We start from the raw sequence: 26,944 nt of genomic DNA on the forward strand, positions 1-26,944 counted from the left end.
GCCCCCGGCGTACCGCACCCCGAGCACCACAACCACCAACGCGGCGAGGGCCCCGATCGCCCCTAACACCCCACACGGCAATACCGGCAGCACGGAGGCGGCTGCCGACCGGCCGACCCCCAGCCGGCGTCTACGAACACGGTCTCGGCTCTCCTGCCACATGGTTCCCCATCCTCCCCCACACAGGCCGGAGTCCGAGACCAGGCCCGGCCGCGTGCTTGTCATAGTGGAGATGGCCAGGAGCAGAGGTCGTCGCCGAACCGTCAGAGTCCGAAGTGCCGGCTCCAGCCGCTTGTTCCCACCGCCGCTGTGCTCCTTACTCACCTGTTTACTCACCTGTCGGAGCGCAGTTCAGCGGGCTCGACCGATACCTCGGAGGCACTGCCTGCCCGAGCATTGGAGAATCCTTGGAAAACATTGGTTCTAGTTGGAATTATCTGGCTTACTGGACGGTACACTGCCCTCATGACCGCATCGCTGGAGGATCTGGAGGAGCAGCTCGTACAGTTGCGCGCCCTGCTGCGCGAGGCCCGCCGCGCCCGTGATTCCGCCACCGTCGCCCAAGTCCGCTGCGAACTTCGTGAGGTGGAAACCGCCTGGGAGGCCGCGCTGGACGCCGAGGAGGCGGTCGAGTACGACACCAGGCAGCCCCCTTCGCCCGGACCGACCGGGCGACCACCACTCGACCCGACGCCCTCCTCGCGACCGACACCCCAAGCGAAACGTTCCTCCCAGGGGGCTGTCCCGGTCCGCGAGCAGGTCCACCAGGCTCTCACCCTGCTCGGAGCTCCCGCCGCCCCGAAGCTCATCTCAGCCGCGCACGAGGCGTTCTTCAGTGGATCGCTCGTCGCGGCCAAGCTCGCCTCCCTCCGCCGCGACGAGGAACGATCCTTCAACGCCCAGGGGTATGCTCGCCCGTACTACATCTGTGCGGCGCTCACTCATGACCACCTCACGCCCGCGCGTGGCCTGCTGGCCGTGTCGGTGTGGCCGCTCGAGCGGCGCGTCCTCGGACCGCTCAGCCCACGCGTCGACTTCCTCACGCATGCCGTCGGCACAGCCGAACAAATACAGAGACTCACCACAGCAGGTCACCCTCCGTCGAACGCCGCCTGGCAACTGCTGCGCCGCTTCGCGCTCAACATTCCCGGCGCGTACGCCGACGATCTCGATCCGGCCCGGGTGATCTCCGCCGCACACACCGAAGCCGCGGTCCACCAGGAGTCCGACGACACTCAACGATCAGTGGCTGCGGAGCGCGCTCGCTCCGGACTCACCGACTCCCAAAGACTGTTCGGCGCGGCGCGGCCGCACAGCGCACGGCGTGACGCGGACACGACTGGCCGCTGACACCCGGCGAGAGAGAGCGGCGCCACCGCCCCCGTACTCCAGCCTGGCAGCACTGAGGCACGGGGACGGTCGGTGGTGAGTGAGTGGACCTGACGCTCATCCCATCCGCGGCCTGACGGAGGGCTGTCATCTCCCCGCAGCCAGCAGCTCCATCGCCGCCTGGAGGACCGGCTCGACGCGCAGGCGCGTTCCGTCCCGGTCGAACACCTGAAGTGCCTCCAGGCAAACGACGGCCCTGCGCGCCCGTTCGGCGGGGAGGCCGTTCATCTCCACAGCGGTGACGTGGTAGGCCTCGTCGTGCCAACCGGTACCGAGCTGTTCGACGATCCCGTCGTAGGCGGACTTGAGCGTCTCGTTCTCGAGCAGACCCACCGTGTCCACGAACTGCTCGGCGCCGCCCCGCTGCCCCAGCCACGTGGTCAGGTCCGCTAGGACCCGGTCCTGGTCGGGTCGGCGCTCACGTAGCCACAGCGCTCTGTCCAGCAGGTATGGCCAGCCACCGGTCACCGCCGACAGACGCGTCAGACGCTCCTCCGTCTCGAACAGGCTGTGCCGCTGCGTCCAGTCCTTCAGGCTGCGCGGGTCGTGACGGCGCAGCACCACGACGGTGTCGTGATCGGCATCGGGACCGGTGAGGAGTTCCGACCAGAAGCCGAGCTGCGCCGCGCCCGACACGAGGACCACCGAGCGGGTCGCCCCGGCGGCCTTGGGAAGAACCGATCTGGCCAGCTCGAGAGAGCCCCGACAGGACTTCTCGCTGCGTAGTGAGAGATCGCTGATGATCAGTCGCCGCTTGTCCGCGCAGCCGGCGAAGCCGAGCTCATCGCGGAACTCCTTGGCGCTGCGGGTCGCGCGAACCGACCAGCCCGCCACCCTGCCCGTCACCTCGCGCAGTGTCTGCTCCACGTCGGCGACGCCGGTCGCCTGGGTACCAAGAACCACACGGACCTGGTTGACAGGTTCACCCAACAGGTAGTCGATCTGGTCGATGGTGAGGGGGGCGGATCTGCGGTCAAGGACGGGGCGGCTTTCCAGAACGACGGTTTCCTCCAGCCGGGACTCCTGCTCAGCTCGCAGCAACCGCGCCTCAATCTCCTGCGCGGTGCCGATCATGCGCAACGCGTTGGGCCCTCGCAGGTGCCAGCCCTGACCGTCGTTGTTCGGCGCCAGCACACCAAGGCCGACCATCTCCTGCAGGTAGGCCCGGAAGCCCTCGCTGTCCAGCTGCTCGAAGCCCCCGGGCCACCAGCCCGCGCATTCCTCACGCAACTCCCGGTCGCTGAGACGGGTTTGCAGCCCGTTGTCACGGGCGTGCTGTGCGAGGACGTTGGCGATGACGTGATATCGGTCGTCCAGGGCAAGGGTGTCCTTGAACGCCGCCGTGATGTCCGAACGCAGGGAGGCGTCCTGTTCAACCGCGTCCACGTCGGACTCCTCGATCGTGTACGGCGGCGGGGCGAGCGTTCCCCGCGCACGCTTGTCCTGCATCACCTGCACCATCCGACTGCCGAAGATCTGCAGCAGGAAGGGCTGGTACGAGCAGAAACCCAGCACGCGGTTGACGAGGTCCACATCGGCGAACTCGAAGCCCAGGGCACGCGTCGGGTGAACGATCAGGTCGGCTGCGAACTGAGGGGCGAGCGGTCCGACCACCGTCGGTGTCTGCGCAAGGTGACTAAACGGGCCGTTCCTGGCGAGCCGGGTGAAGCGCTGCACCGAGTGCAGGCCGGCGAAGACGACTTTCACCCGGCCACGCGAGTCGTCGCCCAGACCGCGCAGCCGCCGGGTCTCCGTACACTCGGGCACGTCCGCCTCGAAGAAGCGGTCACACTCGTCGAGCAGGATGAGCAGCCGCCGGTCGGAATCCTCGGCGAGCCAGCAGGTGATCCCGCCGGTGACCCGCTGCCACGAGTCCAGGCTCGGGCCGCGGCGTCGGGGCTCCTCCAGCACGCCCTGCCTGATCAACTCCTGGTCCAGGGTCGGCCAGATGGCCTCGGCACCGAGTGCCGTACCCCGACCGATACCGATCTTGTCCAGGTTGAGGTACAGCTTGTGATGCGCTCCGGGGCGCTGTTCCTCGAAGCGGTCTCCCGCGTCAGCGAGCAGTGCAGACTTGCCCAGACCTCGACCGCCGTAGAGGATCTGAGTCCCGGTCGGGTCGTGAATGCTCTTGCGCTCCCGGTCCCGACCGTAGAACATCTCCCGGCCGATCTGGCCTCGTTTCTCCTTGATGTAAGGATTGACCGCCGAGAACGGAAGTAGCGTCTCGGTCGTGGCGTCCACGCGCCGGTGGCCATGCGCGATGAGATAGGCCAGCGCCGCGTCGTCGACCACCAGGATCGGCTTGGTGTCCCGGGAGGCGGCGGCCAACTCGATACGGGTCCTGCTGTCCAGCGTTCCGAAGTGGACAACAAGCAAGCTGCTCTCGTCCGGATCCTGCAGGGCGCGGGTGATGAGCAACTTGGCCGCGGGCCGCCCCCAGATCAGAAGAGTGCGAAGCTTTCCTCCCCGATCCCTGATCTGCGAGCCGAAGGCCGGTGCCCAGGCACGGCCGGTGACCTGAACATTCACCAGTTCGAAGAACTTGTAGTCCTTCCCCCGCGGAAGGTCGTCCAGCGGCCGGGCCCGATCGGTCTCGAACCCGAGCAGCGACAAGGCCGGGTTGAGACTCAACCTGGGGTTGATCTTGTTGCGGTCGCGGGTCGCGGGTCGCGGCGAGGCCGCTCCACAACTCCAGCGCCGAGGCGGCCCGCTCAGCCTCCTCTTCCGGCAGACCGGCGTAGTCCAACACTGCGTGGTCGACGTACCGGCCACGGCCTCGGACGGCCGCGACCAGCTCCGCGTTGACGCCGCCCGGCAGCGCGTCGGGCACCGCGGGGAAGAAGGCCTCCAGGTGCGAGTCCTCGGACCTGATCTCCGGTACCGGCTCGCCCAGTTCGAGGAAGTACACAAGTTCGGTCGCGGTGGCCAGGCTGTCGGTGTCCACATTGCGCAGGACGCGTTCCCGGTCCTCAGCGCTCACGTCCGTGAGCGCGCTCAGCCGAGCGCGAAGCCGCTCGGCGGCTTCCTCACGGTACCGAGGCAGGAGTGCTTCGACCCGGTCTAGCTTGCGGCGGGCCGCGGCCAGCTCGCCGGGCGCGTCATTCGCCAGGTGTGCCCTGGCGTCCGCCAGCAACTCCTGTAGGTTGACGTCCTGTTCAACGGTGAGCGCCGCGTCCGCCTGGGATCGCCGGAGCCGGGCGGCCAGCTGCCGCTGCTCGTCCGCGAGCGTCGTGCGACGGTTCCGCTCTGTCGCGGCGAGCCGTGCCCGACGCTCCTCGGGGAGAGTCAGGGTGTGGAGGGCTGGAAGCACCTGGAGGTCCGCCAGGTCCATGATGGTGTGAATCACGCCGAACTCGTCATGGCGGAGTTGGTACTCGATCGCCTCGTCCCAGCTGCGGTCCACGGCCTCCAGCAGGTCTTCCACCGTCACCCGCCCGGCCGGCACGGGCAGGGGCGCCTTGTACAGCTCGGCGTTCATGACCTGGTGGACGTCCGGCTCGGGCCCCGTCGCGGCGGATCGAACGCCGGAGTCAAGCCCGGCGAAGATCTCCGCGAACAGATCGCGAGCAACGTGGGCGGTGGCCTTCGCCAGGACAGCGGAGCTGCGTTCGGCCGCGGCGAGATCGTCAGCGACCCGGTCGCGTAGGCCGAGCAGAGACAGCCGCAGCGAGGCTACGGATTGGAACGCCCAGGCATTCTCCTCCTCGCGCACCGCTTCCAGATCGCGCTTGAGCGCACGCCATCGCCGCACGGCGTCCCGCACCCGCTCAAGGCAGTGGCGGACGTTGCTGCGGCCCGAGCCCTGGATACCGCGTCCGCCTGGCCCGCGCAACGCAGCGTCCATCTCGTCGATCGCGCCCTCGACCTGGCTGCGCCGAGTGAGCTGTTCCAGGAGCTCGTCCGCGCGCTGCTCGGCGTCCGGGGCCCCCGCGACGATCGCGGCCAGCGCGCTGCCCAGCAGGCCCGTCGGGGCCAGCCAGCGTTGCACGATCGCACTGGCCCGCTGGAAGCGCAGCCGTGGTACAGAGAGCAGGGCCTGGCAGGCGTCCACGGCCGCGCGCAGCTCACTCTCGGACTGGGAGACGTCGGCCATCACCGCGTGGGGCGGGGCGATGAGCAGGGCTCCCTGCAGAGCGCGCTCCCCCACCATGATCGCCATCTCGTGCAGAGCGTCGGGAAGTTGAGGGGCGAGTGCCCGCAGGTGGGCGCCGACCACGGGGGCGCCTGTCACGAGGGCCGCGTTGACCAGTGTGGGTAGCAGAAGCAAGGACAGCGCGTCGGTGTCGCTCTCCTCGTGGCCCTCCCAGTCGTGCAGTGACTCCTCGATGTACTGAGCCACACGCCCCGTCCCGGAGCGTAGCAGGGTGGCCGCCGATGCCAGGCGCATCGCGGCGGCGTCGGTAGCCGGGCGGTCGGTAGCCTGCGCCAGCTGCGCGGCGAGCCCGAACCGCTTCTCCGCGATGAGCCGGGCGAGCACCGGCTCGACGTCCCTGGGCTCTACGCGGTCAGTGCCATCCGTCTCGGCGGCCGTGAGAGGCGACGAGGGGCGCTGCGGCATCGCGTCTGCCGACTGGGAGAGGCGTTCGACCGGGTCGGAACTGATAGCCGGGTCGTCCCGATCCCCATCGGAGCCCGGAGTGTCATCCGTTCTGGTGGCCGGCCCGGGGCACCCGGTGGGGCCCGGTGTCCGCTGGGCTTCGGCGGGGTCTTCGGGTTGCGGGGTTGCCTGGACCTCGGAGACGGGGCCGTCCTCGGCCACCGCGATCTGCTGGTACAGGACGGCGGCCACGGCGTACGGGGGATGCGCGACCGACAGCTGCTGCTGGAGCGCAACGACCTCCTGCTGTGCGTCGGACCGGTCCTTCATGCCGGCAAGGCGTACCAGCAGTGCGAGGACCTGCGCGCACGCCTCGTCCTGTTCGTCCCATTCTCGCTTGGTGAGCAGCCTCTCCGCACGCTGCCGGGCGTCCGCGATGACGGTGGACACCGCGCTGTCCGGGGAGCAGTCGAGCGCGGCCACCGTCGCCACCACCCGACGCGTCTCGGCGTTTCTCTTCCTCCGTTCCGCTCGGGCCCGCTGCTCACCGATCGCCTCGAGGACATCGGCGAGACGGTCTGGGACGTCGGTCGCTCCTACCGTGGCGAGCGCGACCCGCGCGCGGGAGAATGCGGAGGCGACGGCGGCGAGGAGAGTCAGGTCGGTATCAGCGGGCGGGCGCCCTTCCAGCAGTGCGGCACGCGCCCGGTCGGCGGCATCACGCGCCTTCTCGACGACGTTCTTCAGCTGCTCCTCGGCCGCGGTCAGGTCGTCAAGGAGCTCCTGCTCTTCCGGATGTTGTCGGCTCCACTTCGGCTGGCATTCGGACTGGGATAGACACGACGTGTCGCCTGGCAGCCGGGGGGTCGGGACGACCGCGGTCGTGCGTGGATCCCCGGCTGGAGCCTCCTCGTGCGAGGTCGTGACATGGTCGAGGCCGCAGGCCTCGTCGATCACCTGCTGAGCGACCTTGAGCACCGCGTCCCGAGTGGCCTCATCCACTTCGGCACCGAACCAGTCGTGTTCCACCACCCACACAAGCAGATGGGCATCGAACACCGAGGACCGCAGATGGGAGAAGATCGCCAGTTGGAGCAGCCGGGTACCCCAGCGGTCCACGAGTCCGTCGCCGGTGCGGTCAGGCCCAGGCTGTCCGACCAGGCGGTCGATGTCGTCCATGATCCGGGCGGTGAGATGGGAGACCGCACACAGGCGGTGGGTGTCGTCCCCCCGACGTACCCGTTTGAGTACCTGTTCGCTGAGTACTCGCCCGAACCGGCGCGGCTCGACCTTACGGAAGCCGAGGCCGCGCATGATCGCCTGACGGTCCTTGGAGCCGAGGGAGTTGAGTGCCAGTTCGGTCTCCGCGACGGTGAGGACGTCGAGGGCGGTGTCAATGACCGGTCCGAGGCCGTCGAGCGCTTCGGCGAGTTCCTTGAGTAGTCCGACCCGCATTCCCTGGGGGGAGAACGGGGGCGTGGCGACCACGGGATAGCTTCGGGTCATTCAGTCCCAATCTCTTGAGCCTGCCGGGTGTACGGGGGCGCGATTGCCCGGTAGATCCGGCAGGGCGGTCAGCGTCGACGAAGGTGCGCGGTGACAAACGTGTAGCCGGGTGGCAGCTCCCAGCCATCCGCCTTCCCGACGTGGCGACAGTGTTCGCGGTAGGCGGCGCGCTGTGTGTCCTGCGGCACCGCGCCAGCGGGCAGTCTCCGCAGAAAACCATGGACGAAGTGCTCAACGCCGCGCACCCGCGGCGGCACTCGGTCAGCCGAGCCCGACCGCGGTACCACCACGGTGTTCGGCGCGTAGCCGACCAGGGCGATGCGCGGCTCGCCCTCACGGGCAGGATGGTGGGGCTGGCCGTCCGCGCCTCGGCTGCCGGTGGCCGGGTACAGGTACCGTTCGGCGAGGAGCTGGTCGATGGCCTGCGCCAGGGCGCTGACCTGGTGCGGGGAAGGAGCGGTGTGGTAGATGCCTCGGGGAAGAGCGGCTCGGTCAAGAAGGGCGTGTCCGTCTGGCGTGAGCCGGCCGAAGCGTCGTACGGCACGCAGGACAAGATGCCGGGTGTCGAGGCCGGTGGCGGAGTCGCCGTAACGGCCGCTGCCCGGAGCTCCTTCCCTGGTGAGCACCCCGGGGTCGTAGCGGTGCGCGACAAGCTGCCCGTCGACCTCGACGGGGTCGTCCAGTTCGATGGTGCGAAGCCGGAACACGGTGCCGCCGCGCGGCCACTGGACGTACAGGCACAGCCCGGGAAAGAAATCGATGGGCCACTGGACGCCGCGGAGCATGCCGCTGTCTCCTCCGAGTTTCAGTAGTACCTCCTGAACTTCCTCCTCGGCGTCGAGCTCGCCACCGGGGTGGCTGAGTTCGAGGCGCACCGGAGCGGCGTCGACGCCGAGACATGCCAGAGCTTCCCGAGCTCTCGGAGGTAGTGGCAGAGTGCCGTCCATGAGGTGCGCCAGGCGCAGGGGCAACCGCCAGCAGAGCTCACTGTCGTTGATCCGCAGGTAGTTCGGCTGGCCGAGCAGGTCGTCGTCCGCGAGCGGGATGTCCACCGGAAGGGCGTCGATGTCCCTCCTGCCCTCCTCCGCCTCCTCCTCCGGAGGAACGCCCAGCGGGGGCAGGGCGGCGGTCTGGTGCGACGCTGGCGCACACACCGCGTCACGCCAGCCACGCCCCGCCGGGCGCAGCGGATCGCTGCCGTCCGCTCCTTGCGAGCCCGGGTGGTGGGACCGCCAGACGCCGCCGTTCTCGAAGCCGTCGTCGAAGGTGATGCGTACGTCGGTCTCGGCCCGCAGCCCGTTGTCCGTATCGCCGCGGACGAAGTCCGCGACCGCGAGGTTGGCTCGGCACACGGAGACCGCGTATTCGAGACAGGTCAGCAGTGGCGCGGCGCCGTCGACGCCACGCAGCCACGGTCCGATCGCCGTGTAGACGGTTCGGGAGCCGTTCAGTCCGTGACGACGACGGGTCGCAGGGGCGGCACCGCGTTCGAGCGAGCCCGTGAGGGCGCGCAGGTCGTCTCCTCCCAGCGGCCCGTCGTGGCGCAGTCCGGCCGCCACGCGCACACGCGTCAGCGCGTAGTGGCCCCAGCTCCGCAGGTTGTCGCTGGTGCGCAGGACGTGATCGACGGTGTCCAGTAGCCCCCCGAGCGCCTCCCTGAGTTGCTCCTCGCGGCTGCTCCCGGTGAGGTGCGCGACGGACACCGGCACAAGGGGGCTCAGCAGCGCTTCGCGCTGGTGGGCCAGCAGGTGAAGTGCGAAGGCGGTCGTGTCGTCGAGCCCGGCCTCTTCCGGGGAGCCGTAGCGGGCACTGACCACAACATGGCCGTCCTTGTTGAGCCACTTCTGGCGGGCCCGGAAGCGTCGTAGCTTCGCCTGGCCGAGCTGCAACGCGGGGCCGAAGGCGGTGAGGTCGGGGACGAGCAGCTCCCGGCGAACGGGGCGCCGCATCTGCTCAGGCCTCTCCGGACCGGACGCGCCGAGTGGGGCACCTGACACCCACCCGGCTATCTCGTCGCCCTCATCAAGGGCCGGATGGCGGCCCTCCTTGTAAACAATCTCCGCGTACAGCGGATCGGAGCCGGTGTCTATCCGGACGAGTGCCCCGACGGGGAGCACCGCCACTTCGTCGCCCAGTGTCAGTCTGGGGAAAGCGTCAAGATCGAAGGGGCCGTTCCCGTAACCCTCACCGCCGCGCTCGTAGCCGAAGTAGGCCGCGTTGAACGCGACCGCGGTGTGCAGCGGACACGCGCGGTCCGCTGCGACCGCCTCCAGATAGCGGCGCAGCCGCGCCAGCTCCCCGGCGGGTGTGGCCGAGTATCCGCCGGCCATGGCGGGGGTCAGTACGGGTTCGTCCTCGTACGGACGCCAGACGTCCGGTTCCGTGGTGGTCATCGCGGTCACTTCCCGTCGTCCTTCCGCTCGGATCCGGCTCTCGTCCGATGGGACCTCGGGGGTCGTGGCGGGCGTACGGCCCGCCAGCGGCTGTCCGGCCCCTCGACGACGGCCCCGGCGGCGGCCAGCCGGGTGAGGCTTGCGCCGACTGCCGAGTAGGGGAGGTCGGCGCGGCCCCCGAAGTGGCGGCTTTCCCGCATTGCTTTTGGCAGGGGCACCATTCTTCGGCTCCCCGGGTGGTAGGAGGATTCGTCGCCGCGCAACGCATGCCACAGGCGGCGCGGATGCGCGCCCCGCGGTTGAAGTTGCAGCAACCGGTGGATCTGGAGGTCGATCCGCTGCTCCCGTAGCGAGGTATCGATCCCGCCACCCTCGCGCGGGCGTGGGCTGTCAAACGCCTCGGCGATGACGGGGCGCCGCTCTTCCACAGGCCATCGCCCGGTGTTCCAGCAGGCAGAGCAGCGACGGCCGGCTGTGCTGCAGCAGTCCTCGGGCAGGTCGGTGACGCCGAAGTAGTCGGCGAAGAGCCGCTGGGCGCAGGTCGTGGTCGCATCGAAGAAGTTCCGCAGGTGGGCGAGTTCCTGGGCAGTGCGGCGGCCTCGTCTGCGGAGCAACGCGAGGAAGCCTTCGGGCAGGGCGCTGGTGCGGACAGCAACACCGGTGACGAGGCGGCGGCTGGGTGCCGCGGAGACGTCGAGGAGTCCGCGGTCGTGGAGGTCGGCCAGGAGCTCCCAGGTTGCTGCGGGCCCGTCGGCGATCGAGCGGTAGTCGGGGTGGTGGGAGGCGAGTTGTTCGTGAAGGATGCGAACGTCGACGTGTCGTGGGGTTTCCCAGGACAGGGCGACGTCGATGACAGTCTGCTCCAGTCGCTGGCCGGCGCTGGGGTCGGCCGGTCGCAGATCGCCGGGCCTGACGGCACAGTACGGCGGGTGGTCGCCGAGGTCCTCGACCGCTCGGAGGTCGGCGAGTGCGCTGAACACCCGCATGATGCCGCCCTGGTAGCGCTCCTGGGTGTGCCGGTCGTCCAGCTCCGCAGCACTCAGTGCACCACTCGCAGCATCCTCGGCCATGAGCACGTCTGCGAGACATGCCGGGTCGAGCGTGCCGTCCTGCTGCGCGAGGACTAGGGCACCCATGCGACATAGCAGTGAGGAGGACAGTTCCTGGCCCGTCATGAAGCGAACCAGCCGCAGACCCCTGCTTGTCGCAAGGGCGAGTCCGCTGTTGACGGGCCCGTCACCGGTCGTCGAGCCCGCGCTGTCCCGGCCGGCCCGTCCCAGCTGCTGGTAGAGCGCGGCCAGGTCCGTGGGCGGTGACACGCACATCACCGTCCGCACGTCGGGCCGGTTGACGCCGAGCCCGAACGCGGAGGTGGCTACCACCACCAGCGGTACGAAGCCGTCGTCGCCCTCTCGGGACGCGTCCCGGAACTCCCTCATGACGGCGGCCTTCTCCGGCTCCGTGAGACGACCGTGGAACCGCAGCACGCGTACACCGGCGTCTCCGTAGTACTCGCGCAGGTGCGTGTAGAGGGTGTTGACCTCCTTGACGGTGAGGCAATACAGGATGGCGTGCCCGTGGAGCTCGCCGACAACATGCTCGACCAAGCCCGCCACACCGCCCTGGCCGAGCCGGTCGACGGACCGGCGAAAGACGGCGAGTTCGGGACGGATCGGGTTCTCGGTCACCGTCACGAGTCCGCCGAGGACACCGGAACGCTCGGCCTCGGTGGTCGCCTGGACCGAGCCGGTCTCCGGTACCTCGGCCGGGACGCCGAAGAGACCTTCGCGCAGCGCTTCGTGGACGGCTCGGTTGGCGGTGGCCGTCACCGCGGTGACGGCCACCCCGTGGTCTCGGCGTAGCTCGTCCAGAAACCTGCTGACCCGACGCATACTGGGCCGGAAGTCCTCCCACTGCGCCAGGGTGTGCGCCTCGTCGACGGCGATCCGGGACAGTCGGCCCGCCGCCGCAGCCGCACGTACCGTCTCCCGGAAGCGCCGCTGGCAGAGCCGTTCCGGGCTGACATAGATAAGCCGGATGCCGTGCTCTGCGCGGCCGCGAAGCTGGTCCGACACCTCCGTCTTGCCGGCTCTGCTGCTGGACTCGCGTAGCGGGGAGATCAACGCGCGAACCGCACCACCGATCGACCGGTTGAGTTCGAGCGCCTGCTCGTGCATGAGGGCGACAAGTGGGCTTACGACCACGGTGACACCGGGCAGGACCAGCGCGGGCAACTGGAATGTGAAGCTCTTGCCGAACCCGGTGGGCAGCAGGCCGAGCACGTTGCGTCCCTCGGCCACGGCGGAGATGACTGCCAGCTGGGCCGGTTTGAGGATCACGGGCGTGCTGCCGAGCCGCAGCAGGCCACCGACATGGGCACAGCGGTCCGTCACCTCTTGCACGAGCAGCCCCTGCTCTCGCAGTTCTCGCGTCTCCTCGGTGGTCAGGGCGAGTTCGCGGATACGCAGGGTGTGCGGGAGCTGGGTGTGACGCTCAAGAGCTTCCTCGGTGCACAGTTCGGCGGCCCGCGTCTGGTCCAGGAGAGCGTGGGCTGCCATGAACTGCCAGACACGCCGCCAGCCTTCGGCCATCGTCGTGACGTTGTTGCCACCGACGTCCCCGGTGTCCGGGCCAGGGCGTTCCAGTCCGTCGTCGAGGCTGCCGAGGAAGGCACGCCGGTAGGAGCGACGCAGGCTGCTCGCCCCGGCCAGTTTGCGGTCGCTGATCACCACCACGCCTCGGTGCCAGCTGGTGCGGATCAGCCTGCCGACGGCTTGGCGAAGCTGGAGGGCGGCGAGCGGCAGGTAGTAGTGCTCGGTGGCGGCTCCGTCGGGGTCCGGGTGGCCGGCGCGCTCGGCCCGTTCGGCGACCGCCGCGCGCCGGGCCTCCACAATCGGAGCGGCGAAAGGCGCGAAGGGCAGTTTGTTGATCCAGACGAGACGCAGCCGGCCGGGGGCGGAGACGTCGACCCCCTGCCAGAGGCCCTTGGTTCCGACAAGGAACCCCCCGCCGTCCCGCTTGTCGGTGAAGTATCGACACGCGCGACTGTTGCCGAGTGTGAGCGCCTCCACGACCGGCGTGTCCAGACCGCGGGAGCGCAGCTCGGCCGTCAGGTGGCAGCCGATGCCCGCCGCGGTCGAACGGGCGGTGGTGAGGATCATGCCGCCCCCGTCGACTCCGCACCCGTCCTCCCTCGCGCGTGTCATCTCGGCGGCGAATCCGGCGACCTGGTGGGCCACGGTCCGCAGGGCACCCTCCTCCTGTTCGGCCCAGGAGGGAAAGTCGGAGAAGCACACGACTTCAGCCTGGCCGCGCAGGTTGAACGGGGAGGGCAGAGCGAGCGTCGGTAGCTCCTCGGACAGCCCGAGCCGGCTCCGTACGAAGTCCCATCTCCCTGCGACGCGCAGCGTCGCGGACACGTAGTGGACGCGGTCGAAGGACTGCAGGTAGCGGCGCCACTCCGGGGCGTCCGGCAGGTCGACGGGGCTGGTGGCGACGCGGAACCGGTAGGCACGCAGCTCCGCCCTGGGTTCGCCCATTTCCTCCAGATGTACCACCCAGGAGGGCAGGACCTGGTCCAGAGTGGCAGCGGGGTCGAGGAAGGCCCGGATGTCGGCCGTGATGCGGTCGAGGGCGGTGGTGAGGGAGTCGGTACGTTCCGCGAGTGCGCTCAGACGCTCCCGCGCCAAAGGGTCGACCCGGGCGGCGTGCTGGGCGAGGTACCGCACCAGTGCGATACGGCAGGACACAAGCGCCTTGGCGATGCTCTCCAGCAGGAGCAACAGCCGCCGGGTGTGTCGGGTGCCGGAGGTGCCGGTGAACGGGCTGGCGAGGGTGGTCGCGCGGGTGCCGACACGCACGCCCATTCCCCTGGCCTGGGCGTCGAACGCCTGCGCGGCCAGCCGGGGAAGCCGTTCGTCGTCGAGCAGCCGATCCAGGCCTGCCACGGAGGTGGCCGCCTGTTCGTCCGCGGCTCCATGGTGGACCTCCTCGAGCCATGCCGAGTATTCCGACAGGAGCGCTTCGAGGTCCTGGTAGTCGACGGCCACGGTCAGCGCGGAGGTGGCGGCGTTCTCCAGCTCGTGCGCCTCGTCGATCACAAGAAGCACATCGGGGCCCTCGGCTCGGAGATCGTCCAGATGAGAGAGGACCAGCGCGTGGTTGGCGAGGACGAGTCGGTGGCTGCGGAGGGCCTCCCGGACGGTGTCGGTGTGCGCGGCGAGCGGGTTGTCCGCGCCGGGCCCGTAGTCACCGTCGCGTTGGGACAGCGCCTCAAGCCAGAACGCCAGGGACCGCCCCATGTAGTCGACGAAGAAGGCGGGCAGGTCAACGGGGTCCACCGACCGCGCGGTCCAAGAGCACGGGGGCGCCTTGGACCCGAGCAGCCGCAGCGCCAGGAAAACGGCGAGTTCACGGAAGTGGCGTTGCCGCGTGAGCCGGGCGCGCCCCGGGTCATCGAACCGGTGGGGGTGTGTGGCGTCGGCAAGTGCCTTCGTCAGAGCCGCGAGGGAGAGCCGGTTGGACCTGCCCTTGACCAGGTCGGCGACACCGAGGATGCCGGGCAGAGCTCGCTCCAAGTTCTGGATGTCGCCGGCCAGTTGGCTCTGCAACTGCTTGGTGTAGGTGGCGATTACAGCAGTACGGCCCTTGTCACCGGCGAGCCAGTCCAGCGCGGCGGCGAGCACGGCATAGCTCTTTCCGGTACCGGTGGGTGCTTCCAGAAGTCCGCCGGTGCCCCGAGCCGTCCAGTCGCGCAGCGTCGCGGCCATCCGCTGCTGAGCCGGCCGGGGTTCAACGCGGTCCTTATGTACAACCTGGGCAAGCGCGGTCGGTTCGACCCCTCCGTCATCACCACGCAAAACTTCCGGAACTCGTACGGCACCACGGCCCGGTGCCCGTCCGTCAGCGTTCCGGCGCGGAGCGTGGGAGGCGATCTCAGCGCCCAGCAGTCGAGCTACGTGCGCCTGCTCCCACACCAGTGGCTGCCGTTCGGCGCAGGCCTCGCCCTCGGCCAGCTCGCGTAACAACCGCCACGCGTCGGAGTCGGGGCAGACGTCGGCGACAAGGTCGCGCAGCCCCTCTTCCCAGCTCGCGAAGTCGGCGGCCGCCCGGGTGAGGAGGCGGACCATCAGAGTCGCGTCAGCGGCCGCCGTGTGTGGGCGCAGGTCATCTTGCGGCACGCCGGGATCTCGCGCCAGCTCCCCCAGCTGGTAGGAAGAGGCCGTCGGCCAGACGGCATGCGCGAGGTACAGCGCGTCGACGAGTCGCACGCGGCCGAACGGGTCGTCAACGCCGGCCGCTGATGCCGCTTCTGTGACGACGGGGAAGTCCAGCGCCGTGCCGTTGTAGGCGACGACGACATCGGAGCCCGACAGGAACTCAGTCAGCTCCGTCCACGCCACTCGCGGCGACACTCCCTGGCCGCACACGGCCTCCCGCACACCGGCGTCCCGCAACTGCTCGTCGTCACCCGGGAATCTGAGATACCGCTGCCAGCGGGGCTCCGCCGCAGCCCATCCCGTATCGGCGCCGAACCTGACTGCGGCGACGTCGTAGACATGCCGCTCCACGTACGGGGCCCTTGGGGTCGTACGTACAACGCTCTCGAGGTCCAGAGCGACGGCCCGCAGCACAGTCCTTTCAGCCGACGGCTTGTCATCAGGTTGTTCGCCGACCGTCGCCTGCGGCCGGGGCAACGCCGACCGGGCCGGCGCCTCCGCTTCATGCGGAGCGACGGTCACCAGACCGTCAGCCGAAACCGTCAGCAGCCCTCCACCGACCGCCTCGGCGACCAGCTTGCGAAACCGCTGCTCCGGCAAGGTCCCGAACTGCTTTCTGGCTTCGGCGAGCAGGTCCCGCTCAGAGGTCCCGTTCGAGAGGGCGCGGGCCAGTTCCACGATCTTCAACGAAGGCGGGGACACCGCCGGCCGCTCAGGCATCCACACCCCTCCTCACACAGCCACGGTCTGCAACGGCCGCGCCGCTCCATGCCGTTGGCTCCCCGCGGAACCGGAACGTGGCCACCCATCCTAAGGGGTTCTTGGAAAACAATGGAACTACAAGGAGAAACTACGGATGGGTAACTCGCCGAGAACCAGGGCAGCAGACCTGCCGGAAACCTGATGCGAACTGGGGAAGTGCCGGACAGACGGGAGACGCCTGCTGTCATTGCCAGACATTCTTCCGCGCCGCGCCTCGCCGCCGCCCGGAATCACCGAAGTCGTCACCGAAAGGACGGGGTTCTGTTGCGCACACCCGCTCGGCCCGCTCAGCTTTCGTGCTGGAAGCGGACTGGTTCGCTCAGCACCGAGCGGGCGCCTTCGAAGTCGGCCAGGCGGGCCGCCACCGTGGCGACGGCGAGGCGTTCCGGGAGGGCGGCGGAGAACTTCAGGCCGCGCACGGCCCGGCGGTCCACGTCCGGCAGGACAAGGCTCTCGCCGATGTCCTGACGGGCCGCTCGCCAGTCGGCCGGGGTCAGGTCCTCGCGCAGGCGGAGCCAGGCGTCGGCGGGGCGTTGTAGCGGGTCGGTGACGGAGCGGAGCGTCGCCGCGAGCGTGGCGTTGGCCCGGTGGCCGGCCCACGTCCACCACCGCACGTCGCTGCCCACCCGGGTCACCAGCGTGCCGCCCGGGTGCACGGTGCCGGGTGCGTCGGACTCCCGCTGTTCGGCGAGGCACGCCTCCGCCCGCCGGGTGAGGTAGACCGGCGGATCCGTGCCGAGCAGCACCTCGCGCATGGCACGGGTCAGTGCGTACGACAGTCCCGAGACGCCGCCGTTCATCCACCTGGCGATGCCGCCGCCGTCGGCGGGCTCTACGAAGACGCGTTTGCGCAGCCAGTCGATGTAGGTCACCTGCCAGCTGCGCCCGCCGAGCAACAGCCTTCTGGGGCCCTGGCGTTCCTCCGTCAGCACGCTCGGGTCGGTGCGACCGATCTCGGTACGCCCGGAGAGGACGGTGAACTGGGGTGGCGCGGTGAAGGACGCGGTGAGTTCGATGAAGTGCCGCCTGCCGAAGCGGCGTTCCGCTTCGGGGCCGACGAAGAGCATGCCGCCGTCGGTGTCGAGGAAGCCCTCCTCGGTGAGGTAGCGGAGGATCGGCGCGGCCGAGCGGTCGAAGGGGGCGAGCCCGTTCCACTGCCGGTCCCAGAGCCGGTCGCCGAGCTTGTTCTCCTGCAGGGTGACGGCGAGCAGTTGCTGGGCCACCAGGTGACGGGGCTCGGGCGGGGGGACGACCGGCTCCACCCAGCCGCGCGACCACAGGAGCAGCAGCCCCGCCGCCTGCAGCAGCGTGTCCTCGCGGGTGGTGAGGAACAGGCAACTGCGCACGGTGCCGGCGCGGCGCCCGGTGCGGCCGATGCGTTGCAGGAACGAGGCGACGGTCGCCGGCGAGTCGATCTGGATGACGCGGTCCAGGTCGCCCACGTCGATGCCGAGTTCGAGGGTGGAGGTGGAGACGATCACGCAGTCCCGCGCCTCCGCGAAGGCCTGCTCGGAGCGGGCGCGTTCCTCGACGGAGAGGGAGGCGTGGGACAGGAACACAGTCACCTCGCGGGCCCGCAAGGCGGCGCCGAGTTGCTCGACCCGGCTGCGCGAGTCGCAGAAGACCAGCCGCTTCTCTCCCCGATGCAGAGCGGCGATGAGCTTGGCGGCGTTCTCCAGGGAGCCCACGTAGTCGAGTTCGACCTCACCGGCGGGTCGGCGGGAGGCTTCGGCGGTGGTCGGGGCTCCGTGTCCGGTGCCGCCGGTCGCGGGGAGGTGCACTCCGGGGGCGACGACCTGTCCGCTACGGTTCGCGGCGCCGGCGCCCTGCAGCCAGTGCAGCAGTTCGGCCGGGTTGCCGACGGTCGCCGAGAGTCCGATGCGCTGGATGCGTCGTCCCGCGACCCGCTCCAGGCGTTCGAGCACGGCGAGCAGGTGCCATCCGCGGTCGTCGCCGGCGAAGGCGTGCACCTCGTCCACGACGACGGCCCGGACGCTCCCCAACAGGCGTGCGTGGTCGGTCTTGACCCCGATGAGCATCGCTTCCAGCGACTCGGGTGTGGTGAGCAGGATGTCCGGCGCCTCGGTCCGGATGCGTCGCCGCTGCGACTCCTTGGTGTCGCCGTGCCAGAGCGCCGCGCGGCGGCCGAGCCACTGGGCGTACGAGTCAACCCGGCCGATCAGGTTGTTGAGCAGCGCCTTGAGCGGGCACAGGTAGAGGACGGACGTGCCGGTCCAGTTCCGTTCGGTCATGGCCGACAGCAGGGGGAAGCAGGCCGCTTCGGTCTTGCCGCCCGCCGTCGGGGCCAGCAGGACGGCGTCCTGCCCCTCCATGACCGGGGTGATCGCCGCCCGCTGGAGGGGGCGCAGGTCGGGCCAACCGAGGGTGTTGACGATGTGGTGGAGGACGACGGGGTCGAGCCGGTCGAGTACATCGACCGGCTTCCCTTCCGGCCCTTTCCCGACCCGGCTACCGCCCTCCGCCATCACAGCTCCAGGTCGATGTCGTCGGCCGATACGGTGTCGCCGGGGACGGCGGCCAGGTTCCTTTCCACGTCGGTGAGTTCACTGCCCGCCACCGTAAGCCGGTAGTGCTGCCGGGGGTCGAAGTCCTCGAACTGGTCCACCCGGTCCAGGACGTCCCCGACGAGCTTCTTCAGGAAGAGTCTGGGCGCCACACCGACCTTGCCGCCCAGCGCCCCGCCGACGGCACCCGCGAGGTCCGCGACGTAACTGTCGTCGACGGCGTCCTGTACGCGCTGAGGGGAGACGGCGGCCTCCGCGTACAGGTCGCGGATGGTGATGCCGAGACCAACGAGGGACTCCTGGTCGAAGCCGGGCAGCCTGATCTGCACGGCGCGGGGGTTGTCGAAGCGGGGTTCGGTGGTGAAGTCGGTGGCGAGGCGCTGGGCGAGCGGGGCGAGGCGCTGCACGCCCTGCTGGCCGTCGTAGAAGGCGGGCGTTCCGGTGATGACGAGGTAGAGGCCGGGGAAGCGGCCGGAGTGGACCTCGTCGATGAGCTGGCGCAGTGCGTTGAGCGCCTTGTCGCGGGCGTCCGACCGGACCCGCTGCAGGGTCTCCACCTCGTCGAGGACGACAAGCAGCCCGGTGTGCCCGGAGTCGCGCAGCACGGTGAGTAGCCCCTGCAGGAACCCGAGCGCCCCGAAGTGGTCGAGGTCGCCGCGCACTCCGGCCGATCGGCGGGCGGAAGCGGCGACGTGCGGCTGGCCGCCGAGCCAGGCCAGGACTGCCGCGGCGGTCGCCTCGTCGCCCTGAGCCAGTGCGACGCGGTAGCCGCGCAGGGCGGTGGCGAAGGACGGGGCATGCCGGGAGACCTCGGCGAGCCGCGCGACGAGCAGCTTCTCCACCTCGCCGGGCAGTTCCTCCTCGGTGGCGCCGGCGGCGAGGGCGTCCTCCTCCAGGGCGTAGAACCAGGCGTCGACCACGGGGCGCAGGGCGCTGGGCGGGAAGCTGGAGGTGGTGAGCCGTTCGGTGAGTCGCCGGTAGACCGTCTCCAGCCTGTGCAGCGGCGTCTCGTTCTCCGAGACCTGGATCTCGGCGACGGCGAAGTTGCGGCGCTTGGCCCGCTCCCCCAGCCAGCGGGTGAAGAACGTCTTGCCGGACCCGTATTCGCCGCGCACTGCCTTGAACACCGAGCCGCCGGACGCCACGGCGTCCAGCTCCGCGTCGAGGGCGGTCTCGAACCGGTCGAGTCCGGTGGCCAGCAGGTCGAGCCCGCTCTCGGGCACGGCGCCCCGCCGGAGGGCGTCGATGACGGTGCGACGGCGGGCGGCACTCACCTGGGCGGGGCGCGATGATCCGATGCTGCTCACCCGACCAGTCTTCCACTTCCCCGATCACCACCGCACCGGATCGGCGACCGGCACCCGACCAGTGGACCGCCACCCGCGCGTGCTCAGCGTTTGTCCTTTGCCGATTCGGGTTGACGATCACCCGTGGACACTGCTGGAATCACTCTCCGTAGATACGCCGGGGTGGGAAGTGGGAAGAGCGTGGCGGCACTCGACAACGTGAAACTGAGGGAAGTGTTGGCGGACGTCGCCTCAGGTTCCCTCCAACTGCCCGATTTCCAGCGGAACTGGAAGTGGGACGACGATCGGATTCGGGCGATCATCGCGACCGTCACGCTGGACTACCCGCTCGGTGTGGTGATGACCCTGCAGACCGGCGGGGCCACCCGCTTCCGTTCTCGGACCCTTACCGGGGCGCGCCCGGACGGAGACCCGGCCGCGGACCTGCTCCTGCTGGACGGACAGCAGCGCCTCACCTCGCTTTTCCAGTCCCTGTGGTCGGACGCTCCCGTTGAGACGGCGGACGCCCGGGGCAAGCCCATCCAGCGGTGGTACTACGTCGACATCGCCAAGGCCGTGGGATCGCCCTCGGACCGTGACGAGGCGATCGTGTCCGTCCCGTCGGACAAGGTTCTGCGCGCCGACTTCAATCGCACTGTCGTACTGGACCTCAGCACCACCGAGGACGAGTGCGCGGCCGGGCTCTTCCCTCTGCACCTCGTCTTCGACGCGCCGCGCGTGAACCAGTGGAAGAAGACGTACATCAAGGCCGACGAGGACCGGAACTGGGACCTGTGGGGTCAGTTCGACGAGTCGGTGCTGCAGCAGATCCGCGCCTTCCAGGTGCCGATGATCCGGTTGGCCGCGTCGACCTCCATGGACGCCGTCTGCGCGGTCTTCGAGCGGGTCAACACCGGTGGCGTGCCGCTGAACGTCTTCGAGCTTCTCACTGCCACGTACGCCGGCGACCGGGAGCACGTGGAACGGTCCGGGGACTACTACCAGCTCCCAGAGGTGTGGCGGGAGGTCAAGCAGGCGCTGGCGAGCAAGTACCCGGTCTTCGGCCGTCTGGACAGCGGCCTCGAGAACGGGCTGAGCAGCATCGACTTCCTTCAGTCCATCGCCCTGGTACGCACCTGGGAACGCAAGCAGGACGGCGTCGGGGCGACCGTGTCCTGCAAGCGGCGGGACCTGCTCGACCTGCCGCTCGCCGACTTCGTACGCCTGGCGCCGAGACTCGCCGAAGCCTTCGCCTGGGTGGGCGACTTCCTGGAGCGGCAGTGCATCGTCCGCCCGAACGACCTGCCGTACAAGACCCAGCTCGTCCCGCTGGCGGCCGTCCGCGCCATCCTCGACACGGCGACGGACAGCCTGGGGGCGGAGGAGAAGATCGAGCAGTGGTTCTGGTGTGGAGTCCTCGGGGAGATGTACGGCGGCTCCACCGAAACCCGCTTCACCCGGGACGTCGAACAGCTCGTCCCCTGGATCGCGCAAGATGACAGGACGCCCGACACGGTCGCGGACGCGTTCTTCTTCGCCGACCGTCTCGACAGCCTCACCACCCGCAACAGTGCCGCGTACAAGGGCATCTACGCCCTGCTGATCAAGCAGGGCGCCGTCGACTGGCACCACACCAACGCCCCGCTGAGCCCGGGCCGGCTTGACGAGTACAGCGTCGACGTTCGTCAGATCTTCCCCAAGACCTGGTTCCGGCGGGGCAGCAACCAGGGTCTGCCCACCAACTCGATCGTGAACAAGACCCCCTTGTCCTACCGGGCAGCCATGGACATGACAGGGGCGCCGTCGGCCTACCTGCCCACGCTGATCGCCGCGTCCGACATGCGTCCCGAGTGGTTCGACGACGTGCTGACCACTCACCTCATCGATCCGGAGGCCCTCCGGGTGAACGACTACGCGCGGTTCTACCGCGATCGTTCCAGACAGTTGCAGGACCTCGTGCATGCCGCCATGGGCAAGCGGACCATGCTCCGCGACCTCCCGGAGGATGACGCTCGATGACCGCCGCACCGAGCGGACAGGACCTGGCCGCGCTCAAGGGCAGAACCGTGCCGGTGCAGGAGATTCTCGACCTGTTCCAGGTGAGGGTCCGCGACCACCGGACGGTGCACCGGATCTCGCAGATACTCACCGACGCCGGGCTTACCACGCTGCCGCACTTCGCCATCTGCGGCCCGCGCACGACCGTCGATGTCGTGCCTCTCGCCTCCGTGCCCGCTCAGCCCTCCCCCGCCGACACAGAGGAGGACGAGGCGGACGAGGCGCTACCCTCGGCAGCACTGCCGCAGCGGCTTCTGCTCGGAGATATCCCCTCGGCCCGGCGCGGCCTGTTGTCCGTCGGCCCCGCCACTCCGCTGGCGCAGACGACCTTCCTCATGCGGACAAAGGGCCTCTCGCAGGTCCCGGTGACCTCGGGTATGGCGCAGATCCACGGCGTGGTCACATGGGGGTCCGTGGCCAAGATGTACGAGGCGGGCAAGACACCGACGCTGGACAACGCGATGGAGAAGGACTCCTTCCCCCTTGCCGACGCCCGCCAGGAGTTCTTCGCCGCCCTCCCGGTCATCCGCGAACACGGCTACCTCCTGGTCCGCGGCGACGACGGCTGCCTCTCGGGCATCGTCACCGCCGCGGACGTCACGGAACGTTTCGAGGGCGCGGCGCGCCCCTTCTTCATCGTCGGGGAGATCGAGTCCCTGCTGCGTCGCTGCCTGGGCGCGGCACTCGATGAGGAGAGCATCAGGGCCGTCCAGACGAACAAGCGTGCCGAGCAGCGCACCGGCCAGGTATCGGACCTGATGTTCGGCGACTATCTGAAGCTCCTGGACGGCGATCAGAACAAGACGTCGCTGGCCGAACGCGCCGACGCGAACTGGGAGGCGCTGAAATGGCCCAACATGCCCAGGGAGCAGTTCGTCAGCCGGCTGAAGCGCGTCAAGGACATCCGCAACAGGATCGCCCACTTCGATGAGAAGCCGCTGCCGCAGGAGATGTTGGACGAGCTGACGACCTTCGCGAAGCTGCTGCGGGCGTTTGTGTCCTGAAAACCGACCGTCGGGCCAGGGCCGGTGCCCCGGCCCGGCGGGAGCGGCGCCTTCGGCAGCGCCGGTCAGCGTGCTCCGAGCGTGAACTGTTCGCGCAGCAGGGTCTCGTGGAGTCGCAGCGTCCGCCCGTCCGGGAGGGTCTCCAGGACCTGCACGCCGTCGTAGTTGAGGAGTTGGCGTAGTACCGCCGCGAAGCCGTCGGCCCGAGTGGTGGGCATACCCGCGCGTTGTGCCAGCGCGGTCACGGGCAGGGTGCCGCCCGCGTCGAGGAGTGCGGTGAGCGCCTTGCGGACCTGGTCCGGCTGAGGCTTGCGGGCCAGCCCGCCTAGCTGCGCCTGGTACGCCTCCGACTCGAGCAGCGCGGCCACAAGGGCCTCGGTCGGTGCGACGACCGTAGGGGTGAGCAGTGCGTCGTCTCCCCCTGCGGTAAGAGCGACGTCAAAGAGGGCGTCGTGTGTCCGGTCGAGTTCCGCCTGCCGCTCCTGGGACCGCGCCGACGGCCTCTTCTGCGTGGCGGGAGTCGCGGCAGCCCTGTGCTGAACCGTGCGCTCTGCCGGCAGCGGCCGTCCTGCTTCCCCAGGCGCCCACCAGGCCGGACACTGGTCGCCCAGCTCGCGCCAGCCCTTGGGCGGTTCGGCTCCGAAGGGCAGGAAGGCAAGCACGGGAATGGCGAACTCGGCGAGGGAGGCCCCGCCGTGGTAGCCGGCTTTGAGCGCCGTGTAGCGGGAGTCGGCGTCCCAGAGGGCGACGACGGACGCGCCGGGCTCGGGCCACACCACACGCGGCCCGCTGAGGGCGACCTCGCGCTCGGCGAGCGGACCGCCGGGCAGCCGGTGCCGGGCGGACGCGGGCTCGGCGGCGGCGTCGACCTTCGCGCCGTGCCGGTCGACGACGTGGCCGTGGTCGCTGGTGAGGACAACCGCCATGCCCTGCGCCGCCGCTACGCGCAGCAGCTCCCGCAGGCCGGGAACGTCGTCCACGCGCCAGGCGCCGTCGCCGAGCTTCTGTTCCTTGGCGAGGCGGTCGTCGATGGCGTTGAGGACAACGGCGACGTGCGTCCTGCCGTCGTTGAGCGCGTCGGTGAGAGCCGTGCCGAAGGTGTCGCCCGCGTTGCCGGTACGCAGGTCGTCCTTGTGGAACACGGCGGCAGGCGCCCCGCTCCACAGCCTCAGGTCGGGGAAGAGCCTCTTCTCGTCCGCCTGGGTTCCCTTCGTCAGCGCCCCGGCGAACAGGGAGGTACGGGACACCGCCGTGACTGTGGGAAGGGCCGCGGCCATCGCCCTCCGGACCGGCGCGGCGTCCGGGAGCGGATCGTACTCCGCCCAGGACCGGCGCAGTTCTTCACCGAGTTCGTTTGCTATGGCGGCGCTCATGCCGTCCAGCACGAGGAGCAGCACCCGCCGTTCGTCCTTCCGCCGGACGACCGGCCCGACCACGCGATCGAGGAACGTCTCCACGGTGAGCATGCTTCCGGGCTGCGTGCCGGCCTCCGTCCAGCCGGCCAGCGCACGCGCGAAGGCCGCGTCGATCTGCCGCCGCCGGTGCCTGACCCGTGCCCCGAGGCTGTCGTAGGCGGCCTTGAGGACGGGGTCCGGGTCTCCGCCCGCCTCGATGTGCTCCAACGCGAGGTCGACCCAGCCCGTCTCGTGGACATGGCGCTGTATCGCTTCGGCGACCGTGGGAGCTTCCGCCGCCGGCTCGGTCGCCAACCAGCGGGTGAGGCGCTGACCCATGCGGGTGCGCTCCACGCGAGCGGCCTCTTCCGGTTCGGCGGCGAGCCGGTGGTCCGCCAGGCGCCGAACGGCCTCCGCCACCGCGGCGGGGTTGTCGCCCGCCGCCAGCACCTTGCCGACGGCGGTGAACCGTGCCTCCAGCCCTCGACGCATGACGGGGCTGGCCGCCGCGGCTGCCTGCGCGCCGAACTGCCGGGCGAGGACACCCGCCCGGTCGAGGACGGTGCCGGTGACGCGCCGGGCCCCGCGGGCCTGGTCCCCGTCCGTGTCCGCGACCCGGTGGGCGGCTGCCAGCAGCGTGGTCACGAACTTCTCAGCGGACCGGCCAAAGGCGGTTACCAGTTCGTCGAGCTGTTCGCCGGCCGCCGGGGGCTGCTCACCGAAGTAGCGTTCGGCACGGCCGCGGGCCAGGTAGGTCTCGGGCGCGGGGTCGGCGTGCTGCCACAGGGCCGCGCAGACGAGACCGAAGGCGGCGGCATCCGCACCCCGCTCGGCGTTGACCAGGGCGAGCAGGGCGCGTCCGGCGAGGCCGGCCTGGTCCTCCTCCCCGAGGAAGGCGGTCAGTCCGGCGCGCTCGGGGCCGCGCAGCGCGAGCAGGCGTTCGGGGGCGCCAGGTCGCGTCGACCAGTGCAGCAGTGCCTCCGTGTCGAGCCGCTCGTCGCCGGGGCGCCGGCTGCCGCCCTCGGTGTCGTAGCGCCCGAGACGCAGCCGGCGCTGGGCGAGTGCGCTGAGGGCGTACTGCCGGGACAGCCAGCCGCCTGGCACGGGCGGCCAGCCGCCGGGCGGGCTGGCGTCAAGAAGGGCTTCAGCGGCCCAGTTGATGTCCTTGAGGCGTGTGTCGGTCTCCCGGGCGCCGAACGCCTCGCGCACGACCTCCCAGCTGTCGACCGTGTCGACACGCTGCTTGTACACGCGGGCGAGGATCGCCGGGTCCAGTTCGTGCTGCTCCCGGTCCGTCAGCACCACGAGGACGGCGGGGCCGGGGCGGCGGCCCGCCAGGTGGTCGAGGACAAGCTCGTGGACTGCGAGCGGCGAGAGTGCCACGGCCACACCGGCTGTCCGTCCCTCGCCCCACACGGGTTCGGCGGGCCCGTCCCACTGGGGCGTCGACCGCAGCAGCACCACCCGACGCCCGGCGTCGCCCCCGTCGCTAAGGGCTGTCGCGAGGGAGGGCTGTGAGGACAGGTACTGGGTGACGGTCGCGGTGTTCAGCCGGACGGCCCCCTGCGCGGCGGTGACGGTGTCCGTCATTCGACGACCTTCCAGCTGATCTCGACGGTCGCCTCGGGGTGGCGTGCGGCCAGCTCGGACAACTCCGCCTGAAGGTCGGAGACAGCGCGCGCCGCGGTCGTACGGCGCCCCCCTGACGTCCGCGCGGCACGGCTGCCGGAGGAGACAGGCGCCGGCTTCTCCTCGGGGAGATAGGGGATACGCGGATCGCTGGTCGGCGTGTTCAAGGACAGGTCGTCAGCCATCGGCGGGGGCGTGACGGGAGCAGGCGGCGGAGTGGCGGAGGCCTGGCTGCGCTTCAGGAGGGCGACGACCTCCCGCTGGGTGCGGGCGAGCGCGTCCCGCAGGTCCGCCGTGCGCTGGTCGTCATGCGCGACGTTGCGCAGCGAGTCGAGCAGCGCCACTCCTTCGGGACCCAGGCCGGCGGCGAGTTCCAGCGTGCTCCAAGGCGCGGAGGCCACGGCCTCGGCGACGGAGCGCGCCTGCTTGACGGAAGTGCCGTACCGGTCGGCACTGGTGTCACCGAGGTCGAAGGTGGCGAGGGCCTCCACCGTCTTCTTCGCGCCGGCGGCACCCTTCCCGGCCTCCGCGGTGAGCGCATCGAGTAGTTGCAGGGAGCGGCGGGCGAGATTGAGCCGACCAGAATCGGCCGTCTGGTCGAGTCCGAGGAAGGCAGCGTGCGCCTCCAACTGGTGTACCAGGTCCGCCGCGTGTTCCCGATGGCTTCGGGCGGCCTCGATGATCTGACGGGCGAACTGGTTGACCATGCGGCCCCGCCGCAGGGCTGGCGCTTTCTGGCCGAAGATGGTCTCGAAGCGCTGCCGCGCGGTGTCCCACTCGGACTCGGCGGGCAGCGGCTGGCTGCGCAGCGCGTCATGGTCCTTGATGGCCGACAGTTCGGGCGCGGGGTCGAGCACCGTCCCACCGCGCACCCACACACGGTCGTCCATCTCGGCGAACGCGGCGACGACAAGACGGGCGAGGAAGTCCGGCAGGCCGCGTGGGTCGGGCCTGTCCGTCCAGTCGGTGAGTGTGATCAGGGACAGGTCGCCCGTGACCCCCTGGGAGCTGGCGAGCTGCCGGAAGTGGTCGGCCCAGTAGCGGGACAGCTCGAAGTACGCTTCCTTCTGCTGCCCGAGCCGCAGCGGCCCGGCGATCCGCTGCATGAGCTTGCGGTCGACGGCGGGGACTTCCACCCGCCCGTCCCGTGCCTCGGCGGCGGCCCGGACGTGTGTGAACACCTTCTTCGCGTCTCCGGGCTTGACGGATGTGCCGGTGGCGTCGGGGTCGAAGTCGGGG

11 protein-coding genes are annotated in these 26,944 nt (G+C 70.1%); 3 read left to right on the forward strand and 8 right to left on the reverse strand.

Annotated elements, in window-relative coordinates; translation table 11 throughout:
• Window positions 1-465: 465 nt before the first annotated feature.
• The gene (locus tag FNX44_RS05275) at window positions 466-1,350 is read left to right on the forward strand and encodes a hypothetical protein (RefSeq protein ID WP_143646775.1); all 885 of its coding nucleotides are present in this window, start codon (window positions 466-468) and stop codon (window positions 1,348-1,350) included.
• A 126-nt stretch (window positions 1,351-1,476) separates the two neighbouring features.
• Here FNX44_RS05275 and FNX44_RS27900 read toward each other — a convergent pair whose 3' ends face one another.
• The 6 genes from FNX44_RS27900 to brxD all read right to left on the reverse strand — a co-directional run bounded on the left by FNX44_RS27900 (window position 1,477) and on the right by brxD (window position 19,641).
• Complete coding sequence (locus tag FNX44_RS27900) at window positions 1,477-3,549, reverse strand: hypothetical protein (protein ID WP_173019116.1); 2,073 nt, start codon at window positions 3,547-3,549, stop codon at window positions 1,477-1,479.
• Window positions 3,446-7,417, reverse strand: a complete 3,972-nt coding sequence (locus FNX44_RS05280; protein ID WP_153506887.1) for a hypothetical protein — start codon at window positions 7,415-7,417, stop codon at window positions 3,446-3,448. Before FNX44_RS05280 ends, FNX44_RS27900 begins: the two co-directional genes overlap by 104 nt.
• Window positions 7,418-7,503: 86 nt before the next feature.
• Entirely contained in the window at window positions 7,504-9,828 is a 2,325-nt protein-coding gene (locus tag FNX44_RS05285; protein WP_228449673.1) for a hypothetical protein, read from the reverse strand.
• A gap of 5 nt (window positions 9,829-9,833) precedes the next feature.
• The gene (locus FNX44_RS05290) at window positions 9,834-15,767 is read right to left on the reverse strand and encodes a DEAD/DEAH box helicase (protein WP_143646778.1); all 5,934 of its coding nucleotides are present in this window, start codon (window positions 15,765-15,767) and stop codon (window positions 9,834-9,836) included.
• Window positions 15,768-16,096: 329 nt separating this feature from the next.
• Window positions 16,097-18,295, reverse strand: a complete 2,199-nt coding sequence (locus FNX44_RS05295) for a DEAD/DEAH box helicase (protein WP_143646779.1) — start codon at window positions 18,293-18,295, stop codon at window positions 16,097-16,099.
• The gene (gene brxD / locus FNX44_RS05300; RefSeq protein WP_143646780.1) at window positions 18,295-19,641 is read right to left on the reverse strand and encodes a BREX system ATP-binding protein BrxD; all 1,347 of its coding nucleotides are present in this window, start codon (window positions 19,639-19,641) and stop codon (window positions 18,295-18,297) included. The genes FNX44_RS05295 and brxD overlap by 1 nt, the downstream gene beginning before the upstream one ends.
• A 180-nt stretch (window positions 19,642-19,821) precedes the next feature.
• On the opposite strand from brxD, the gene FNX44_RS05305 reads away from it, so the two are divergent.
• Both FNX44_RS05305 and FNX44_RS05310 read left to right on the forward strand, forming a co-directional pair.
• A complete protein-coding gene (locus FNX44_RS05305) occupies window positions 19,822-21,639 on the forward strand; it encodes a GmrSD restriction endonuclease domain-containing protein (protein ID WP_143646781.1) in 1,818 nt (605 codons plus the stop codon).
• Complete coding sequence (locus FNX44_RS05310) at window positions 21,636-22,682, forward strand: CBS domain-containing protein (RefSeq protein ID WP_143646782.1); 1,047 nt, start codon at window positions 21,636-21,638, stop codon at window positions 22,680-22,682. The genes FNX44_RS05305 and FNX44_RS05310 overlap by 4 nt, the downstream gene beginning before the upstream one ends.
• A gap of 65 nt (window positions 22,683-22,747) precedes the next feature.
• Here FNX44_RS05310 and pglZ read toward each other — a convergent pair whose 3' ends face one another.
• Window positions 22,748-25,666, reverse strand: coding sequence for a BREX-2 system phosphatase PglZ (gene pglZ / locus FNX44_RS05315; protein WP_143646783.1), 2,919 nt, complete (start codon window positions 25,664-25,666; stop codon window positions 22,748-22,750).
• A partial coding sequence (locus FNX44_RS05320) for a BREX-2 system ATPase PglY family protein (RefSeq protein WP_500273970.1) occupies window positions 25,663-26,944 on the reverse strand: 1,282 nt, incomplete at its 5' end. The genes pglZ and FNX44_RS05320, both read right to left, overlap by 4 nt.

Origin of the sequence: Streptomyces alkaliterrae, from assembly GCF_007097205.2 — a bacterium.
Taxonomy (GTDB): domain Bacteria; phylum Actinomycetota; class Actinomycetes; order Streptomycetales; family Streptomycetaceae; genus Streptomyces; species Streptomyces alkaliterrae.

Excerpts from the sequence above, each read along its gene's own strand:
- FNX44_RS05275 (WP_143646775.1), top strand. The coding sequence starts at position 466 with ATGACCGCATCGCTGGAGGATCTGGAGGAGCAGCTCGTACAGTTGCGC.
- FNX44_RS27900 (WP_173019116.1), bottom strand. The coding sequence starts at position 3,549 with ATGTTCTACGGTCGGGACCGGGAGCGCAAGAGCATTCACGACCCGACC.
- FNX44_RS05285 (WP_228449673.1), bottom strand. The coding sequence starts at position 9,828 with ATGACCACCACGGAACCGGACGTCTGGCGTCCGTACGAGGACGAACCC.
- FNX44_RS05290 (WP_143646778.1), bottom strand. The coding sequence starts at position 15,767 with ATGCCTGAGCGGCCGGCGGTGTCCCCGCCTTCGTTGAAGATCGTGGAA.
- FNX44_RS05295 (WP_143646779.1), bottom strand. The coding sequence starts at position 18,295 with ATGGCGGAGGGCGGTAGCCGGGTCGGGAAAGGGCCGGAAGGGAAGCCG.
- FNX44_RS05310 (WP_143646782.1), top strand. The coding sequence starts at position 21,636 with ATGACCGCCGCACCGAGCGGACAGGACCTGGCCGCGCTCAAGGGCAGA.
- pglZ (WP_143646783.1), bottom strand. The coding sequence starts at position 25,666 with ATGACGGACACCGTCACCGCCGCGCAGGGGGCCGTCCGGCTGAACACC.